The following is a 19077-nucleotide window of genomic DNA, read 5'->3' on the forward strand; positions in this document are numbered from 1 at the left end:
CACAGGCCGGCGTCCAGCATCTTCTTCAGCGGATGGGCAGCCAGATCATCAACCACCTTGAGCTTGAGATTGGACAGCGGGCACACCGTCAGCGGCATGCGGCTATGGGCGAGGCGTGCGACCAGCGCATCGTCCTCCAGCGCACGCACGCCGTGGTCGACGCGGCAGATCCCCAACGCCAGCGCCTGCCACACATAATCCGGCGGGCCTTCTTCGCCGGCGTGCGCAACCAGCGGTTTGCCAAGCGTATGGCAACGCGCAAACAGGCGCGCGAATTTTTGCGGCGGATGGCCGACCTCGCTCGAGTCCAGCCCGAAACCGTCGATATCGTCGATAAAAGGCAGTGCCTGTTCCAGCACGGCAAAGCCGTCGTCTTCGGACAGGTGGCGCAAAAACGACAGGATCAGGCGCGAACTCATGCCCCATTCGGCATCCGCCTTGTCCAGCGCCCGGCGCAGGCCGCGATGCACGACGGCGTAGGGCACGCCACGCAGGGTATGGGTTTGCGGATCGAAGAAAATCTCGGTGTGCACAATATGGTCGGCATGGGCGCGGACCAGATAGGCCCAGGCCAGATCGAAGAAATCATCCTCGGTCAACAACACGCTGGCACCGGCGTAATACAGGTCAAGAAAGGACTGCAGATTATTGAAGTCGTAAGCTTCGCGTATGGCTTCGACACTGGCATAAGGCAGGGCAATGCCGTTTTTTTGCGCCAGCGCAAACATCAGTTCGGGTTCCAGCGTGCCTTCTATATGCAGGTGCAGTTCGGCTTTGGGCAGGCGGGTGATCAATTCATCAAGGGGATGCTTAGACATGACAGGACAGCGGTGGTTTGGCGAGCGCCGATCATACCGCAAAGCCTTTATTTGTGGCGCCACTGGCAAACGGAAAAAGTCTGGCTATGCTGGCACAGTGCATCATCAACCCCTACTGCATAACAAGGGAGACTGTCATGGGATGGATCATCACCCTCATCGTCGGCGGCATCATAGGCTGGCTGGCCAGCAAGGTCATGGGTACCGATGCCCAGCAGGGCATTATCGCCAATATTGTGGTCGGCATCATCGGCTCGGCGCTAGGACGCTGGGTGTTCGGTAGCGTGCTGGGCATCGGCGCGGCAGGCAATGCCGGCGCTTTCTCGCTGACCGGGCTGGGCTTCGGCATTCTCGGTGCCGTCATTCTGCTGTTTCTGCTGAAAAAATTAGGCATCTTCAAATAAGTGCCCGCCGGCAGCCCTATCTAGTGCTGCCGCTTAAGCCTGCAACACCGGTACAGCTGACACCGGTGGCATGACCGCCAGACTGCCATCACTTGACTTTCCCCACTTGGCCGAGGATGGCCAATGGCTAGCCCATGCCGGCAGGGCATCGCCCGGCATCGGGCGGGCGATGCCGTAACCTTGCCCCTGTTCGCACCCCATCGCCAGCAGCATCTCGCCATGCGCGACCGTCTCGACACCCTCGGCAATCACCTCGCGCCCAAATGCCCGTGCCAGACCGATAATGCCCTGCAAAATAGCCAGGTCGTCGCCATCCTCCAGCATGCCGCGCACAAAGCTCTGGTCGATCTTGAGCAAAGACACCGGCAAGCGCTTCAAATAAGTCAGCGACGAATAGCCGGTACCAAAATCATCCATCGCAAACGAGACGCCCAACTGGCGGCAGTCTTCGATCAGCCGTGACACATGGGACAGGTCCTCCATGGCACTGGTTTCCAGCAGCTCCAACTCCAGATCGTTCGCCTTCACCTCGGGATGACGAGCCAGTGTTTGCGCCAGACGCTGGGCAAAGTCGGGCTGCTGCAACTGACGGGCACCCACATTGACACTGACCGGAATCGCCAGCCCGCTCTTGCGCCAGGCCAGCATCTCACACAAGGCCCGCTCTATCACCCACTCGCCGACGGCAACAGACAGGGAATGGTTCTCGATGGCGGGCAAGAAAGCGGCAGGCGGCAGCAGGCCAAGCGCCGGATGCTGCCAGCGGATCAGCGCCTCGGCACCGATGACAGCGCCGGTACGCATATTGACCTTGGGCTGATAGTAAAGAACAAATTCGTCCGCATTCAGGGCTTGCTGGATACGCTCCAGGCTCTCGTGGTGATCGCGAATACTGCGATCCTGCTCGGTATCGAACAAATGAAAACGGTTGCGCCCGCCCAGCTTGGCCTGATACATGGCCTGATCGGCCTGACGCAGCAACTGGTCGGCATCGACGTCCTCCTGCTGCGGATAAAAAGTCACCCCCAGACTGGCCGACACCTGCAGCACATGTCCATCCACGGCGACCGTTCTGGCGGCCGCAGCCAGCACGCGCACCAGAACGGATTTACAGGCGTCGATATCCGGCAAGTTATGCAATACCATCACAAATTCGTCTCCACCCAGCCGGGCCAAGATATCTCCCTCGCGCAAAGCCTGCTGCATGCCGGAAGCCAAAGCGACCAGCAACTGGTCACCCACTTCGTGGCCGTAACCGTCGTTGACCGCCTTGAATCCATCAAGATCAAGATAGGCCACGGCCAGTACCTTGCCGTGGCGCAGCGCCTCGGGCATGCCTTGGCGCAAGCGCTCTGCCAGCAGGATGCGGTTGGGCAAGCGGGTTAGCGCATCGTAATGCGCCATATGTTCAAGCTGGCTTTGATAGGCCTTCAGTGCGGAAATATCGGAGAACAGGGCAACATAATTGATGATCTGCCCGGTCGTATCGCGCACGGCGCTGATCTTCAACATTTCGGCATACACTTTGCCATTTTTGTGCCGGTTCCAGATTTCCCCCGACCACTCGCCCGGCCCGGTTAACTGCTGCCACATATCGGTATAAAACGTAGCCGGATGCCGGCCCGATTTGAGCAGGCGCAGGTCCTGCCCCAGCGCATCGGCACGGGAATAGCCGGTAATATTCGAAAAGGCATCGTTGATATCGATAATGCTGCCGTCTGCCATGGTGATGGCAATCCCTTCGCCCGCATGCGTAAAGACGCTGGCCGCCAGTTGCAGCTTTTCTTCTGCCTGCTTGCGCTCTATCGCAATACTGGCCAGCTGCGCCGACTGTTCGATGATGGCAAGATCAACACCTGTTGGCACATGTGCAATGCGCGCATAGACGGCAAAGGTTCCCAGCACCTTGCCACCCGCCGACAGAATCGGCTGCGACCAGCAGGCGGCAAGCCCGGCACGCGCCGCCAGCGCCGCATAAGGCGCCCAATAGGGATGGGTCTTGATCTCTTCGACAACCACCCGCTGGCCGGTCGCGGCCGCCGTGCCGCACGACCCCACGCCGACCCCGATTTCGACCCCATCAATAGCCGCCATGTAAAAATCCGGCAAGCTGGGGGCAATACCCTGGCCAAGATGGCGGCCTTCCGCATCCAGCAGCAAAATACTGCACAGCATGTCAGGGTGAACCTGTTCTACCCCGCGCACTATCGACTCCAGCGATTGCGCTAAGGAAATGCCCTTGACCAGTTGCTCCAGCGTACTGCTGCGGAATTGCTCATAGCGTTCGGCCTGTTTGCGCTCGGTAATGTCGGTAGAGATACCGCACAAGGCATAAATTTCACCGGCCGCATTGCGTAGCGGCAATTTGATCGACAGATAGGAGGCAGAACGCCCCTGCAAGGTGAGGTTTGTCTCTTCGGTTTTTACGACCTGCCCTTGATCCAGCACCAGGCGATCACTCCGGTAACATTGTGCGGCGGCATCCGGCGCAAAAAAATGCGCGTCCTCCTGGCCGACCAGTTGCTCCAGCGGCACAGCAAACAGTTCCAGCAACGACCGGTTGGCAAATAGATATCGTCCCTGCATATCCTTGAGATAGATACAGGCATCGACATTGGCCAGGATCTCGGACATGCGGTACTCGCTGTCCTTGAGCGCCTGCCCGCGCAGGGCCAGCACCGCTAGCAAGCGGTTAAAACTGGTAATCAGCTCGCCAATTTCATCATTGCGGCGTACCGTCAGCATGGGTGCGGTTTGCGGCTGCCCGGCCAGTGCGGTCAGGGTTCGTGCCGCAGCTTGCAAAGGCGAAAGCTGGCGCTGCAATATCCACCAGATCAAGCTGCCCGCCAGCAACAGCAGCGCCCCCGCCATCCACAAGATGCGTGTCTGCATGGCACGAACCGGCGAAAACGCGTCTTCTAGCGGCAAAAAGGCCACCATATACCAGCCCGAAAAAGGAAGGTGCCGGACAGAAGCCAGCATCTCGGTGCCTTGGGCGTTTTTATATACGCCCATGCCTTTTTTTCCCTTCGCGATACCGTCGATCAGATCATTGATGTCCGATCCCGGCAGTAACTGCAGGATGCGGCCCTTATCGGAAGCGTTCACGACCAAGCCGTTGTGGCGATCAACCACCGCGTAATTCCCCACCTTGCCACGATGACTGCCCTGCAACTTATCGAAAAAATTGGGTTTCCCGAGATTGATCACGCCGGATAAGGCCCCGACGACCATCCCTTCTTCATCACGGATAGGCACCGAGAGGCCGAATACCGGCGCGCGCAAAGCCTTGCCCATCAGCGGCCGGCTGATGCTGGCACGCCCTTCTTTGAGGGCGGTGGCAACCGTATCGATATGCAGGTGATTACTACCGGCACGTCCGGCAACCGGCGGGACATCGACAATGGCGATACCATCGGTGCGGTAAGCCAGCACGCCACCATTAAACTGCTTCACCAGTAGTGGATGGCGCTCCAGCACTGCACGCATGACTGCGGGGTCTGCCAGCATGGCAGGCGAAATGCTGGTCGCAACCGTATCGAGCGCCCGCATGCGGCCATCCAGTTCCAGATCCACCTCGGTGGCCATAAAGCTGACAGTCGCCAGCTGCTGCTCACCCAGCAGACGCTGCATATCCTCATGCAGCATACGGCTGGCGTAGAACATCAGCAAAAAAGAGCCCAGCACCAAAACCAGCAACACCGACAAGGTGACCCGCGTCTTGAGAGAGCGCCACGGCGTACGATCAATATTCATACCTACATTTCACCGCTAGCACACGTTTAAAAACCAAGCCATAAACCACAGCGAACAAATAGTGATTCAGGCAGTACGCAAAATAAATAAATTATTATCGAATATGACATTTATAACAAACGTTTTATTAGCCATGACACCCGCCACACACACAAACCGATGCCTGATCTGCCCACTTTTCCCGCTTGCGCCTTGGCAGCAATCGCAAAAAAGCCCCCGGCCGCAGTCGGGGGCTTGTTGAGCATCGCGCTGGATGCTTATTGTGCTGCGGATGCCTCTGCAGCCTTGCTGCCGCCACCGACGGTTTCCAGCACCGTCCAGTCGCCATTTTTCACCTGATACACGGTGATGCCGCCGTCTTTCAGGTCGCCCTTGTCGTCGTAGGCCCAGTTACTGGTGGTCACGCCGTCGGTGTAGGCATTCTTGGCCAGCACCGGCAGATACTTGGCAGGCTCGGTCGAATCAGCCTGCTTCATCGCCGCGATCATGGCGCGCGCCGCATCGTAGCCATAGGGTGAGTAAGTTGCCACATCCGACTGGAAACGCGCCTTGTAGCGGGTTTCATAGTCCTTGCCCTTAGGCATTTGCGCCAGCGGCAGACCGGCCAGCGACGCAATCGTGCCTTCGGCGTCCTTGCCGGCCAGCTTGACGAAGTTAGGCGTCTTGGTCATTTCACCCGACACCAGCGGTGCTTTCAGGCCCAGACGCTTCATCTGCTTGGCCATCGGTGCAGACTGCGCATCGGCGCCACCGAAGAACACCACATCCGGATTCTGGCCCTTGATGCTGGTCAGAATGGCGGCAAAATCGGTAGCCTTGTCATTGGTAAACTCGCGCTTGAGTACCTTGCCGCCGGCAGCCTTGACCGATTTTTCGAACTCGTCGGCCAGGCCCTGACCGTAGGCAGTGCGGTCGTCGACAATCACGATATTCTTGGCGCCCAGCTTATCGACAACAAACTTGCCCATCACCGAGCCTTGCTGGGTGTCGGACGTCATCGAACGGAAAGTATTGTTATACCCTTGCTGGGTGAATGCCGGCGCGGTTGCCATCGCCACCATCGGGATGCCGGCATCGGCATAGATCTTGGACGCAGGAATCGACGTACCGGAATTGAAGTGGCCGACGATGCCGTTTACTTTGTCGTCAACAAACTTCTGCGCCATCTGGGTGGCGGTTTTCGGATCGGCCTGGTCATCTTCAGCCACCAGCTCGAAGGTCACCGCCTGACCACCGATCTGCGGCTTTTCGGCGTTCGCGTCTTCAATCGCCAGCGTCACACCATTTTTGTATTCTTCGCCATAGTGCGCTTGCGGGCCGGTCAAGGGCGCGGCAAAACCAATTTTCACCACATTGCCGCTGCTAGCGGCAGCAGCAGACGCTTCGCCGGCAGGCGCGGCGGTGTCGTCCTTCTTACCGCAAGCGGTCATGGCCAAAGCGGCCGCAACGGCCAGGGTCAGAGTCGAGCGTCGGGTGAAATGCATGGTGTTCCTCTTGAATTGTTGTGCGCAAGCGCCTGTTATGCAGACTTTATGAAGCATGGCGCTGGTAACGCCGCCGGCATATTGCGCCGCTTGCAGACAAAATACAAGAGGGTCACGCCTGCTTTTTTCATCCGAAAAAAATGACGCCGCCAATCCGGAAAATCACAGCGGCACGCGCTACTTTACCAATTCGGCGGCGGGCTTCTCCTGCTCATGCATGAAGCTGGCAATCGGCGCCGGACGACCGAGCAAAAAGCCCTGCACAACGCCACAACCCTGTTGTGCCAGCCACTGCAACTGGCCTTCGGTTTCCACCCCTTCGGCAACACAGTCCATCCCCAGCGTGCGCGCCATTGCCAGCACGGTGCTGACAATAGCGGCGGCATCCTTGTTTTCCGGCAGATCGCAGACAAAGGAGCGGTCTATCTTCAGCCTGTCCAGCGGCAGACTGCGCAGTTGCGCCAGACTGGAGTGGCCAGTGCCAAAATCATCGATCGCCAGCGTGATGCCATGCTGGCGCAGGATTTCCAACACGACACAGACCTGCCGCGGGTCTTCGATCAGCGCACTTTCCGTCATTTCCAGTTCCAGATGTTCCGCAGCAAAACCCGTCCGCTCGAGAATATCCAGTACCCGGTCGGCAAATTCCGGATCACGCAACTGCACCGCCGAGACATTGACTGCCAGCCGTAATGCCTGCCCGTTTACACCACGAGCCGGCAATAACTGCAGACACGCTTCTTCCAGCACCCAATAGCCAAGCGCAATCATCAGCCCGCTTTCCTCGGCAACCGGAATAAACTCCGCCGGTGAAATCACCTGCCCGTCGCAGCGCCAGCGCAACAAGGCTTCCACGCCTTCGATAGCAAGATCATTCGCCCGAAACTGGGGCTGAAAATGCAGATACAGCCCTTCCTGGCCGATGGCATGCCGCAGCTTGGTTTCAAGCTCGAAACGACGACGCGCCAAAACCGCCATTTCCGGTTCAAAATACGCCCAGCGCACGGCCACATCGGCGCCGGAAACCGACTGCCGGGCGGTACCGGACTGCTGCAACAGTTGCTCAAGCGGGCAGCCCCCCTCCGCGCTCAGCGCAATGCCAACCCGCAGATCCAGCATCACGCTGTCTCCCTCCACACTGAATGCAGAGGCGAAGGCCGCCAGCAACTGTGCGGGTAAACGATCGGCCTGTGCCTGTGCGCTGTTGTCGCACAGGATGGCAAAGTTCGTGCGCGAGAACTGGAACAGGCGCACGCCATCCTGCTCGAACATCTGCAACCTCGCTCCAGCCTGGCGAAGCAGCATATCGGTACGGCGAAAACCCATACTGTCCGCCATGCGCAACAGATTGACGATTTTCAGCGAGAACAGCGCCCGCGGATGCGCTTGCCTGGCATAGCACTGCTCCAGCATGCTCATATTGGGCAGCCCGGTCAGGGCATCATAATGACGCAAAGCCTGCAACTGACGGTCGCTCTCCTGCTCGGCACTCAGGTCGCGAAACTGGGCAAGGTAGTACTTCACCTTCCCTTTGCTGTCCAGGATCGCACGGATCACCTCATGTACCGGCACCCCTTCGCCGCTCTTGCGGCGATTCCACAAGCGCCCCTCCCAGCGTCCGCTGCTGTGCAGGCTGCGCCACATATCGCGATAGAACATGGGAGGCTGCATGCCGGATGCCCATTGTGCCGGCGTCTTGCCCAGCACCTCGGCAGCCTCATACCCCATGACGGCGCAAAAGCTGCGATTTACCCGTAACACATGGCCATGACTGTCCGTCATGATGGTGCAAATACTGTCGGCATCGAATAATGCAGACGCCAGCAGGCGCTCATTTTCCCCCTGCGCAAGCCCTAGCTTTCTGTCTGCCAGACTGCAAACAAGCACAAGGGACAAGGCCATGCACAGCCAGAATGGTGCCGTGGCCGGATAGCCGGAAACCCACCACAGGAAAAGGCACACCAGCCCGGCACTCAGCATCGATACAATCTGACGGAACCATTTCCTTTCGGACAGAAAAAATACGCGGCTAAGCTTGATCATCGGGAGTCCATATATGCCATATACCTATATGCTAGGACAAAATCCCTATCGCCGTGAAGGCTTTTATCAAACTATTGTGCCATTCCAATAAAAAACCGCGCACAACGCTATCCAGCCTTACGCGCGGCAATCCAATCACAAAAACGGATTTACTCGGTCAAACTCATCAGGCTGGCGTTACCGCCGGCTGCCGTGGTGTTGACCGATAGCGCCCGCTCGACCACCAGACGGTAGAGCGAAACACCCTCTCTAAAATTAATCAGCGGGATGAGCGCACCGTCACATGCCGCCAGCAGCCACCTCGCCTCGCCCTGCGCCTGACTATCGCCCGCATGCAACACGGCATCGATGTCTTGCGCCAGCGGCGCATCGGACAGGGTCACCCATTGTGGCAGCGCTGCCGCCAGACGGGCCGCGTCGTCCCCGGTCGGCAGCAGCACACGGTTAGCGCTGGCGAACGCCATCACCAGCATGCCCAGCAGCGCCTCGCTGTCGCCGCCCAGACACGCGACCGTCCCGCGCGGCGCAAACGACAGGGTGTTTTTCTCGCCGGTCGGCCCCGGTAGCTGGCACTCCAGCCCCAAGGGGCTATGCGCCCGTGCCCAGGCCAGACGCGAGCGCAGCGCCAGTAATGCTTCGGCCGGTGCGATCTCGGGCAGCAGGCGTTCCAGCGCATCCAGTGCCGGCAACGGGGCGATGCGCTCACCTGCCGGCAGCGCCGGCGTCCAGTTGCCGCGTGTCAGCCGGTACAGATACAGCGGGCCGCCGGCCTTGGGGCCGGTGCCGGACTTGCCCTCGCCACCGAAAGGCTGCACGCCGACCACGGCGCCGACGATATTGCGGTTGATATAGATATTGCCGGCTTTCACCCCCCCGGCGATACGCGTCATGGTTTCGTCGATACGGGTATGCACGCCATGGGTCAGCCCGTAGCCGGTGGCGTTGATCTGGGCAATGACCGCGTCCAGATCCGCCGCGTCGTAGCGCAGCACATGCAGCACCGGGCCGAATACCTCGCGCGTCAGTTCGGACAAATCGGAAATTTCCAGCAATACCGGCGCAACAAAGCTGCCGTGCGCGCATTCCGGCGGCAGCGCCAGCTGGTACACATCAAGCGCCACCGAACGCATATGCTCGATATGCGAGAGCAGGCCTGCGCGCGCCTCCTCGTCGATCACCGGGCCGATATCGGTATTGAAACGCGCCGGGTTGCCGATACAAAGCTCGTCCATCGCGCCCTTGAGCATGGTGATCACCTTGTCGGCGATATCATGCTGCAAATAGAGCACCCTAAGCGCCGAGCAGCGCTGGCCGGCCGAATCGAATGCCGAGCTCAAAACATCGCTCACCACCTGCTCGGGCAGCGCCGAGCTGTCGACTATCATCGCGTTCTGGCCGCCGGTTTCGGCAATCAGCGCCACCTCGTTCTGCCGCTTGGCCAGCGTGCGGTTGATCAGCTGCGCCACCTCGGTCGAACCGGTAAAGATCACGCCTTCGACCCGCGCATCCGCCGTCAGCGCGGCGCCCACCACTTCACCGCGCCCGGGCAGGAACTGCAACACATCGCGCGGTACGCCGGCTTCATGCAGCAGGCGCACGGCAAATGCGGCAATCAGCGGCGTCTGCTCGGCCGGCTTGGCCAGCACGGTATTGCCGGCTGCCAGCGCTGCCGCCACTTCACCGGTAAAGATCGCTAGCGGGAAGTTCCACGGGCTGATGCACACCACCGGCCCCAATGCCGGATTGGCTGCGTTGTCGAAATTCGCCGCCACTTCACTGGCGTAATAGCGGCAGAAGTCCACCGCCTCGCGCACTTCGGCAATGGCATTGGCCAGCGTCTTGCCCGCCTCGCGCACCGCCAGCGCCATCAAGGCCGCCATGTTTTCTTCCATCAAGTCCGCCATGCGCATCAAGCACGCCGCACGCGTAGCCGGCGCCGTCGCGGCCCACTCCGGCGCGGCGGCGCTGGCAAACGCCAGCGCGCGACCGACATCGGCGACACTGGCTTCGATCACACTGCCGACCACATCGCTGCGTAAAGCCGGGTTACACACCGGCAGCGCCTCGCCATCGCACATATCGCCGTCGGCCAGCATCGGGCACGCCTGCCAGTTTTGCACTTCGGCACTCGCGAGCGCGATCTGCAAACTGGCCAGCAACTGCTCGTTGGCCAGATCCAGCCCGCGCGAATTGGGCCGCGCCGGCGCAAACAAGGCCGCAGGCGGCGCGATCTTGCCATGCGGCGCCCCGCCCAGTGCTGCCGCCTGCACCACCGGGTCTGCCACCAGTTCGGCGATAGAGACATTCTCGTCGACGATGCGGTTCACAAACGACGAGTTGGCGCCGTTCTCCAGCAGGCGGCGCACCAGATACGCCAGCAGCGTCTCGTGCGAGCCGACCGGCGCATAAATGCGGCACGGCTTGTCCAGATGGTCTTTGCCGACCACCTGGTCGTACAGCGTCTCGCCCATGCCGTGCAGGCACTGGAATTCGTAGTCTTTGCCGGCGGCCAGATGATAGACGGCCGACAGGGTGTAGGCATTGTGCGAGGCGAACTGCGGGTAGATCGCATCCTGCGCCGCCAACAGTTTCTTGGCGCAGGCAAGATAGGACACATCGGTGTAGACCTTGCGCGTATAGACCGGAAAGCCGGACAGGCCGTCGACCTGGGCGCGCTTGATTTCGGCATCCCAGTACGCGCCCTTGACCAGACGCACCATAAAGCGGTGCCGTGTGCGCCGCGCCAGATCAACCAGATAGTCGATCACATACGGGCAGCGCTTCTGGTAGGCCTGCACCACGATGCCGATACCGTTAAAGCCGGTGAGGTCCGCATCATTCGCCAGCGCCTCGATCAGATCCAGCGAGATCTCCAGCCGGTCGGCTTCTTCGGCATCGATATTGAGGCCGATATCGTATTGTTTGGCCAGCAAAAATAGCCCCTTCAGCCGTGGCAGCAACTCGTCCATCATGCGCGCATGCTGCATGCGGCTATAGCGCGGGTGGATGGCCGAGAGCTTGACCGAAATCCCCGGCCCCTGATACACACCGCGCCCGGCCGAGGCCTGGCCGATGGCGTGGATGGCGGTGACGTAGTCGGCCAGATAGCGCTGGGCATCGGCCTCGGTCAGCGCCGCCTCGCCCAGCATGTCGTAGGAGAAGCGGTAGCCGCGCGCCTCGCGTGCCTTGCCGTTTTCCAGCGCCTCGCCTATGGTCTCGCCGGTCACAAACTGCTTGCCCAGCATGCGCATCGCCATATCCACGCCCTTGCGGATCAAGGGCTCGCCACCCTTGGCGATCATGCGCGTCAGTGCCGAACCCAGGCCCTGCTCGCTGTGCGAGGACACCAGCTTGCCGGTCACCACCAGCCCCCAGGCGGCGGCATTGACGAACAGCGATGCGCTATTGCCCAGATGGCTCTTCCAGTCGCCACCGGAGATCTTGTCGCGGATCAGGCGGTCGGCGGTGGCCTTGTCCGGAATGCGCAATAGCGCCTCGGCCAGACACATCAGCGCCACGCCCTCTTCCGAGTCCAGCGTAAATTCATGCATCAGCGCATCGACGCCGCTTGCCTTGCTGCGTTCGCGCCTCACCTCGCCCACCAAACGGCTGGCCAAATCCTGCACCGATTCGACCATATCGGCAGACATGGCCGCTTGCGGCAACAGGCTTTGTACGCACTCGCGTTCGTCGCGGCGATAAACGGAAGTAATGGCATCGCGTAAAGGGGTCTGGCTATGGGCAAACGGCAAAAATTGCATGGTGCGTCCTTGAGTATGCGAGGCGATTGGAGTCGATATTGCCGATTGTATCCAATCGGCAATATTTTGCGCGCCTTTGTCATTCTTTTAGCAATTTACACACGCCGATGTCGCCTACAGACAACAACAACCGGTACTACAATATGCAAAACATCTAGCAGAAAAAAACAATGCACACACAACGCTGCCCGTGGTGCGGGGACGATCCTTTATATATCGCCTATCACGACACCGAATGGGGCGTCCCCAGCCACGATGACCGCCACCTGTTCGAGATGCTGTTGCTGGAAGGCGCGCAGGCCGGCTTGTCGTGGATCACCATACTCAGAAAACGCGAAGGCTACCGCCGCCTCTTTCACGGTTTCGACCCGGTGCGGGTGGCGGCCATGAGCGATGCCGAGCTGGCAGCACTGCAAGAAGACGCGGCCATCGTGCGCAACCGGCTAAAAATCAACAGCGCACGGCGCAATGCGCGCGTGTTTATCGCCATGCAGCAGGCGCACGGCAGCTTTGCAGCCTGGCTGTGGGCACATGTAGATGGCCAGCCCGTCGTCAACCAGCCGGTGGGCATGGCCGACGTACCGGCCAGCAGCGCGCTATCGGACACCATCAGCCGCGAACTGAAACAGGCCGGCATGAATTTTGTCGGCAGCACCATCATCTACGCCTTCCTGCAGGCGACCGGTGTCGTCAACGACCATCTGCGCTCCTGCCCCGCTACCCAGCAAAAAGTGTAGCCATAGGCCACACTGATGCAGGCACGGCCGCCGGCAGACAAAGGAGAACAGCATGCACTGGAAAGGCAAGCGGGAAAGCGACAATATCGAAGACCGCCGCGGCATGGGCGCGGCGCCGCGCCTTGGCGGCGGCAAGATAGGGCTGGGCACCATCGCCATCGCGCTCTTGGCGTGGTGGCTATTCGATATCAACCCGATGCAGATTCTGGGCATGGTCGGCAATGGCCCGCAGCAGGTGCAGCAGGTGCCAACGCACAAGGTGGCCCCCGATGACGAGATGGGCCGTTTTGTCTCGGTGGTACTGGCCGACACCGAGGATGTCTGGGGCGCGCTGTTCCGCCAGCAGGGCAAGACCTATCAGGCGCCGAAGCTGGTACTGTTCTCCGGCAGCACCCCCACCGCCTGCGGTCAGGGCTCGGCAGCGATGGGGCCGTTCTACTGCCCGCTGGACAGCAAGGTATATATCGATCTCGACTTTTACCGCACCTTGCAGTCCCAACTGGGCGCGCCGGGTGATTTTGCCCAGGCCTATGTGATCGCGCACGAAATCGGCCACCATGTGCAAAGCCAGCTGGGCATTTCGGACAAGGTACGCCAGCTGCGCAGCAAGATGGGCGAGGCCGAGGGCAATGCACTGTCGGTGCGCCAGGAGTTGCAGGCCGACTGTCTGGCCGGGGTCTGGGCCCACCATGCCGACCGCGCACGCGCACTACTGGAAGCTGGCGATCTGGAAGAAGGCCTGAACGCGGCCTCCAGAATAGGCGACGACACCCTGCAACGCTCGGCAGGTCAGGCGGTGGTGCCGGACAGCTTTACCCACGGCACCAGCGAGCAGCGCGTGCGCTGGTTCCGTCGCGGCTTTGATGCCGGCCAAATGCAGCAGTGCGACGCCTTTGCCGCCACCAGCCTGTAAGACGTACACCGCATCCGGCACCGCCCTGGCAGCGGCTACCCGCCCGCATCCTGCCGCCGCTGCGCGCCTAACATTCGATCCGTCAAAACGCCGGGTGTGCCGCCCTGCCCTGCAAACCCCTATACAGGCAGGGAATTACCACTACATCTAGCCACCCAAAAGACATAACACACTATTGGTAGTAAAAAACGGCTTGTCTACCCCTAAGGATTGACGTAAATTACGCCCCGATTCAGACCGGCCCGGCATCGACACCGCGCGCCCGCACCCCCTCTTTTTCGCCAGTGGCGCCCTTGGCCTGCCGCTGGCTGACACAATGAAAGCACACCCGAATGTTGCAAGTGATCAAGCGCGATGGCGCTATCGTGGCCTATGACAGCGCAAAAATCGCCAATGCCTGCCTGCGCGCAGCGCAAGCCGTTAATCATGCGCACGCCGCACAGCTGGCACAGGACACGTCCCGGCAGGTAGAAGATCAATGCCGTGCACACCAGGGTGAGCTGGACATCCCCGCCATCCAGCAGCGGGTAGAGGATGTGCTGATGCACAACGCGCCGGATGTGGCGCGGGTGTATATCCAGTACCGCCACGACCGCGACACCATACGCGCGCAGGGCTCGGAGCTGCACGCCAAGCTGATGGGGCTGGTGCACAAGACCGATCTGGAAGTCACCACCGAAAACGCCAATAAAGACGCCAATGTGTTTCCGGTGATGCGCGACCTGATGGCCGGCATCGTCTCCAAGCAGTTTGCCAGCGCCTTTTTGCCCAAGGATATCCAGCAGGCGCACCGCGAAGGCGACCTGCACTATCACGATCTGGATTACGCGCCTTTTCTGCCGTTTACCAACTGCTGCCTGGTCGACCTCAAAGGCATGCTGGCCAAAGGTTTCCGTCTGGGCAATGCCAAGATCGAAAGCCCGAAATCCATAGGCGTAGCCTGTGCCGTCACCGCCCAGATTATCGCGCAGGTGGCCAGCCACCAATATGGCGGCACCACCATTCCGAACATCGACCAGACGCTGGCACCGTATGTGGCCAAGACCTATCTGAAAAATCTGGAACTGGCCGCGCAATACCGCATCCCGGACCCGGAAAGTTATGCGCGCGAACGCACCGAAAAAGAAGCCTACGACGGCATGCAGGCGTGCGAATACGAAATCAACACCCTGTTCAGCTCCAACGGCCAGCAGCCCTTCGTCACCTTCTCTTTCGGCATGGGCGTCAGCTGGGAAGAACGCATCATCCAGCAATCCATCCTGCGCATCCGCATCAAGGGTCTGGGCAAGGACGGCATCACGCCGGTGTTCCCCAAACTGGTGTTCTTTATCGATGCCGGCATCAATCTCGCGCCGCAAGACCCCAACTACGACATCAAGCAGCTGGCACTGGAATGCGCGTCCAAGCGCATGTATCCGGACATTATCTCGGCCGCGCTCAACCGCCAGATCACCGGTTCCAGCGTACCGGTGTCGCCGATGGGCTGCCGCAGTTTCCTGTCGGCCTGGCATGACGAAAACGGCCAGGAAGTCCTGGATGGGCGCAACAACCTGGGCGTAGTCAGCCTCAACCTGCCGCGCATCGCCTTGCTGGCCAAGGGGGACACCGCATTATTCAACGCCCTGCTGGACGAGCGCCTGACGCTGTGCCGGCGCGCGCTGATGACGCGCATCGACCGCCTCAAGGGCGTCAAGGCCAGCGTCGCGCCTATTCTCTATACCGAAGGCGCCTTCGGTGTGCGCCTCAAGCCCGACGACGACATCACCACCTTGTTCGAGCATGGCCGCGCCTCGATTTCGCTGGGCTATATCGGCCTGCACGAAGTGGGCAGCCTGCTGTTCGGCCAGCATCCGCTGGAAAGCGAAGCCTGCCGGCAGTTCCTGCACGACACCGTCGCACGCATGAGCGCCGCCACCAAAGTGTGGAGCGCCGAAAGCGGCTACGCCTTCTCGCTCTACTCCACCCCTAGCGAGTCGCTGTGCCACCGCTTCTGCAAGCTGGATCAGGCGCGTTTCGGCGACATCGCCGGCATGACCGACAAGGGCTACTACACCAACTCCTTCCATCTGGACGTCTACCGCAAGGCCGATCCGTTCCAGAAGCTGGATTTCGAAGCCGGCTACGCCCAGCATGCCAACGGCGGCCATATCAGCTATGTCGAGCTGCCGAACATGCAGCACAACCTCAAGGCGCTGGAGAAAATCTGGGACTACGCCCTCAGCCAGGTGCCCTATTTCGGCACCAATACCCCGGTCGACTCCTGCGGCGCCTGCCATTTCATGGGCGAAGCCCGCGCCACCGAAACCGGCTTCTGCTGCCCGAGCTGCGGCAATACCGACAGCGCCTCGCTATCGGTGACGCGCCGGGTCTGCGGCTATCTGGGCAGCCCCAATGCACGCCCGTTCAATGCCGGCAAGCAAAAGGAAGTGATGCGCCGGGTCAAGCATCATCAGGAATAAGGCCGGCATGCATTACGCCCGCTTTTACGGCTGTGATCTGGTCAACGGCGAAGGCATACGCGTCACCCTGTTTGTCAGCGGCTGCCTGCACGCCTGCGAAGGCTGCTACAACCGTGCCACCTGGGACCGCAAGTCCGGCCAGCCTTTCACCCCCGAGGTGCAGGCTGCGCTGCTGGACTTGTGCGAGCGCCACGACGGGCTCAGCCTCAGCGGCGGCGACCCGCTGCACCCGCACAACCGCGAGCCCATCCTCGCGCTGTGCCGCGCCTTCAAGGCGCGCTACCCGGACAAGGACATCTGGCTATGGACCGGCTACCGCTACGAGGAGATCCGTGATCTGCCGGTGCTGGCCTATCTTGACGTGCTGATCGACGGCAAATATGAGCAGGACCAGCCCAGCAACCAGCCCTGGCGCGGCTCGGACAACCAGCGCCTGTTCCGTCTCCACGCAAAAAACGCCACCTGCCCTTAACCGGCGGTGGCGTTTTTTATGGCTATATCCCAATTGCGCGTTGAAGGCACAGGACTTCAGCGTAGTGTCCGCTACGCGGACTTTTTGAGCTTGCCGTTTCCGCTGACCGAGCGCGGCAAGCGCAGCGGCGCGAGGGAATACGAACGGGCAAGGGACTTGTAGCGACAAGCCCCTTGCATCCCAAGCGCCCCCGAAGTCTCGCGAAACCCCGGTGTAAAAGGGGCTGTCGAGGCGCTGGCCAACTCGCGATTTGCTACCGTCAAATCGCTCGAACAAAGGCCAGCTTAAAACCCCGCCAGCCCCTTTTTCACCGGCGCGAGCCTGACGGGGATGGGCTACTGACGCATCAGCTGTTTGCCTGACCTGCAAAACCGAGTTGGAACATCGCCTTTTTAATACAACAACCGTTACAGACTCAGCGTCCCCTGCGACACCATATACAGCGCCACAATGGCCAGGCCCAGCACCAGCAGCCCCAGCACCGCTTCCAGCGGATGGGAGAAGAACTTCTCGCCACGCTCATGCTTGGCCTTGAGGTAAAACGGCAGGCCCAGCGCATACAGGATCATAGACAGCAGCAAAAAGCTCAGGCCGCCGGCGTAGATCAGCCAGATGCCGTACACCGTACCCAGTGCGGTCAGCCCGACCAGCGTCAGCGACTTGACCTCGGCCTTAAGCGCCAGACGCAGGCCAAAGCCGGCGCATAGCAGGTAGGGAATCAGCGCCATCGACGAAGCCAGCTGGATCAGGACATTGTAGCCGGCATCGTTCAGGTGGTTGATCACCAGCACCAGCGAAATCAGGCCATTGGTCAGCCACAAGGCATTGGCCGGCGTGCCGTTCTTGTTGAGCTTGCCGAAGGTCTTGGGCGCCGTATTATTGTCGCCGCGCGCAGCCAGATACAGCATTTCGCTGGAGATCATGGTCCAGGCAAGCAAAGCGCCGCCTACCGACAGCACCAGACCGATATTGATCAGCATCCCGCCCCATGGCCCCACCACATGCGCCAGCACCGCCGCCATCGACGGGTTCTTCATCTGCGCAAGCTCGGCTTGCGACACGATGCCCAGCGACAGCACCGACACACAGACCAAGAGCAGGATGGTGATCAGAAAACCCAGAATGGTGGCGCGGCTGACGACCGCCATGTTTTTGGCGCGGCTGGCATACACCGTGGCGCACTCGATGCCGAGGAACACCCACACCGTGTACAGCATGGTGTTTTTCACCTGATCGGCCACACTGCCAAGCTCGGCGCTGCCCCAGAAGTCGATCTGAAACACATCAACCTTGAATGCCAGCGCCACGCACAGGATAAAGAGTGCAAGCGGCACGATCTTGGCGATGGTCACCACCATATTAAGGAGGGCTGCCGATTGCACGCCGCGCAGCACGAATAGATGCAGCGTCCACAGCACCACCAAGCCGCAGGCCAGCGCCGGCAGCGTGCTGCCCTCGCCAAAGAAACCCAGCGCCTGAAACGAGCCCAGTGCACTGAACATCACCACCAGATAGCCGACATTGCCGACCCATACCGAGATCCAGTAGCCCCAGGCGGCGTTAAAGCCCATATAGTCGCCGAAGCCCGAGCGCGCATAGCCGTAGACGCCGTCGCCGATATCGGGGCGATTAAGCGATAGCCACTGGAAAATGCGCGTCAGCGCCAGCATGCCGACAAAGGTGATTGCCCAGGCAATCAGGATGGCGCCGGCGCCGGCACCCTCGGCCATGTTTTGCGGCAGGCTGAAGATACCGCTGCCGACAATGGCGCCCACCACCAGCGCGGTCATCGCCACCACGCCCAGCTTCTTGTCTTGTGTTTGAGACATCGAGGTTCTTTCTTGAAGACGGAAAAAACAGCCGCGACGCGAGTGCGCGGCGGCTGCCTGCCAGTACCTGTTCAGGGCTCAGAAGCGCAGCGACATGCAGCTGACACCGCCATCCACCTTGCGGTATTCCGAGGTATCGACCTCGATCACCTCGTAACCGAGCGCGGCGATCTTGGCGGCGGTCTTGGGGTAGCCGGAAGGCATGATCACCTTGCCGTTGACCCAGATACAGTTGGCCGCATAGATCTCGTCTTCCGGCAGTTCGATAATGTTGTACTTCTGGAATTCGGGCTTGGTCAGGAATTCGCCGGCGCACATCAGGTTGTTGTTTTCCAGATAGGCGAGCCCGGTCTTCAGGTGCAGCACTTCGTCCATGGTGACGACAGAGCCGGTCATGCCGT

General features: G+C 60.5%; 11 protein-coding genes and 1 pseudogene. 5 read left to right on the forward strand and 7 right to left on the reverse strand.

Going from position 1 to position 19077, the window contains the following annotated elements:
- Nucleotides 1-818 (reverse strand): adenosine deaminase (locus ACRC1E_RS01265; RefSeq protein WP_438513298.1); only part of this gene is annotated, 818 nt, incomplete at its 3' end.
- Between the two features lie 137 nt (nt 819-955).
- On the opposite strand from ACRC1E_RS01265, the gene ACRC1E_RS01270 reads away from it, so the two are divergent.
- Nucleotides 956-1222, forward strand: coding sequence for a GlsB/YeaQ/YmgE family stress response membrane protein (locus ACRC1E_RS01270; RefSeq protein ID WP_438513299.1), 267 nt, complete (start codon nt 956-958; stop codon nt 1220-1222).
- A 33-nt stretch (nt 1223-1255) separates the two neighbouring features.
- Here the strand turns inward: ACRC1E_RS01270 and ACRC1E_RS01275 are convergent, their stop codons facing one another.
- The 4 genes from ACRC1E_RS01275 to putA all read right to left on the reverse strand — a co-directional run bounded on the left by ACRC1E_RS01275 (nt 1256) and on the right by putA (nt 12293).
- Nucleotides 1256-4978, reverse strand: a complete 3723-nt coding sequence (locus ACRC1E_RS01275; protein WP_438513300.1) for an EAL domain-containing protein — start codon at nt 4976-4978, stop codon at nt 1256-1258.
- A 257-nt stretch (nt 4979-5235) separates the two neighbouring features.
- Entirely contained in the window at nt 5236-6462 is a 1227-nt protein-coding gene (locus tag ACRC1E_RS01280; protein ID WP_438513301.1) for a branched-chain amino acid ABC transporter substrate-binding protein, read from the reverse strand.
- Nucleotides 6463-6639: 177 nt separating this feature from the next.
- The gene (locus tag ACRC1E_RS01285) at nt 6640-8505 is read right to left on the reverse strand and encodes a putative bifunctional diguanylate cyclase/phosphodiesterase (RefSeq protein ID WP_438513302.1); all 1866 of its coding nucleotides are present in this window, start codon (nt 8503-8505) and stop codon (nt 6640-6642) included.
- A gap of 149 nt (nt 8506-8654) precedes the next feature.
- Nucleotides 8655-12293, reverse strand: coding sequence for a trifunctional transcriptional regulator/proline dehydrogenase/L-glutamate gamma-semialdehyde dehydrogenase (gene putA / locus ACRC1E_RS01290; protein ID WP_438513308.1), 3639 nt, complete (start codon nt 12291-12293; stop codon nt 8655-8657).
- 143 nt (nt 12294-12436) lie between these two features.
- Here putA and ACRC1E_RS01295 point away from each other — a divergent pair, with 143 nt between their 5' ends.
- The 4 genes from ACRC1E_RS01295 to nrdG all read left to right on the forward strand — a co-directional run bounded on the left by ACRC1E_RS01295 (nt 12437) and on the right by nrdG (nt 16847).
- Entirely contained in the window at nt 12437-13003 is a 567-nt protein-coding gene (locus tag ACRC1E_RS01295) for a DNA-3-methyladenine glycosylase I (protein WP_438513303.1), read from the forward strand.
- A 52-nt stretch (nt 13004-13055) separates the two neighbouring features.
- The gene (gene ypfJ, locus ACRC1E_RS01300) at nt 13056-13916 is read left to right on the forward strand and encodes a KPN_02809 family neutral zinc metallopeptidase (protein ID WP_438513304.1); all 861 of its coding nucleotides are present in this window, start codon (nt 13056-13058) and stop codon (nt 13914-13916) included.
- Between the two features lie 332 nt (nt 13917-14248).
- Nucleotides 14249-16375: an anaerobic ribonucleoside-triphosphate reductase gene (nrdD, locus tag ACRC1E_RS01305; RefSeq protein ID WP_438513305.1), complete on the forward strand. Its 2127-nt coding sequence runs from the start codon at nt 14249-14251 to the stop codon at nt 16373-16375.
- A gap of 7 nt (nt 16376-16382) precedes the next feature.
- The gene (nrdG, locus tag ACRC1E_RS01310; protein ID WP_438513306.1) at nt 16383-16847 is read left to right on the forward strand and encodes an anaerobic ribonucleoside-triphosphate reductase activating protein; all 465 of its coding nucleotides are present in this window, start codon (nt 16383-16385) and stop codon (nt 16845-16847) included.
- Nucleotides 16848-17254: 407 nt separating this feature from the next.
- Here nrdG and ACRC1E_RS01315 read toward each other — a convergent pair whose 3' ends face one another.
- Nucleotides 17255-18676, reverse strand: coding sequence for a basic amino acid/polyamine antiporter (locus tag ACRC1E_RS01315; protein WP_438513307.1), 1422 nt, complete (start codon nt 18674-18676; stop codon nt 17255-17257).
- A 78-nt stretch (nt 18677-18754) separates the two neighbouring features.
- Nucleotides 18755-19077, reverse strand: a pseudogene (locus ACRC1E_RS01320) (N(G),N(G)-dimethylarginine dimethylaminohydrolase); the annotation flags it as partial.

It is taken from the genome of Craterilacuibacter sp. (genome assembly GCF_051659485.1).
Taxonomy (GTDB): Bacteria; Pseudomonadota; Gammaproteobacteria; order Burkholderiales; family Chromobacteriaceae; genus Craterilacuibacter.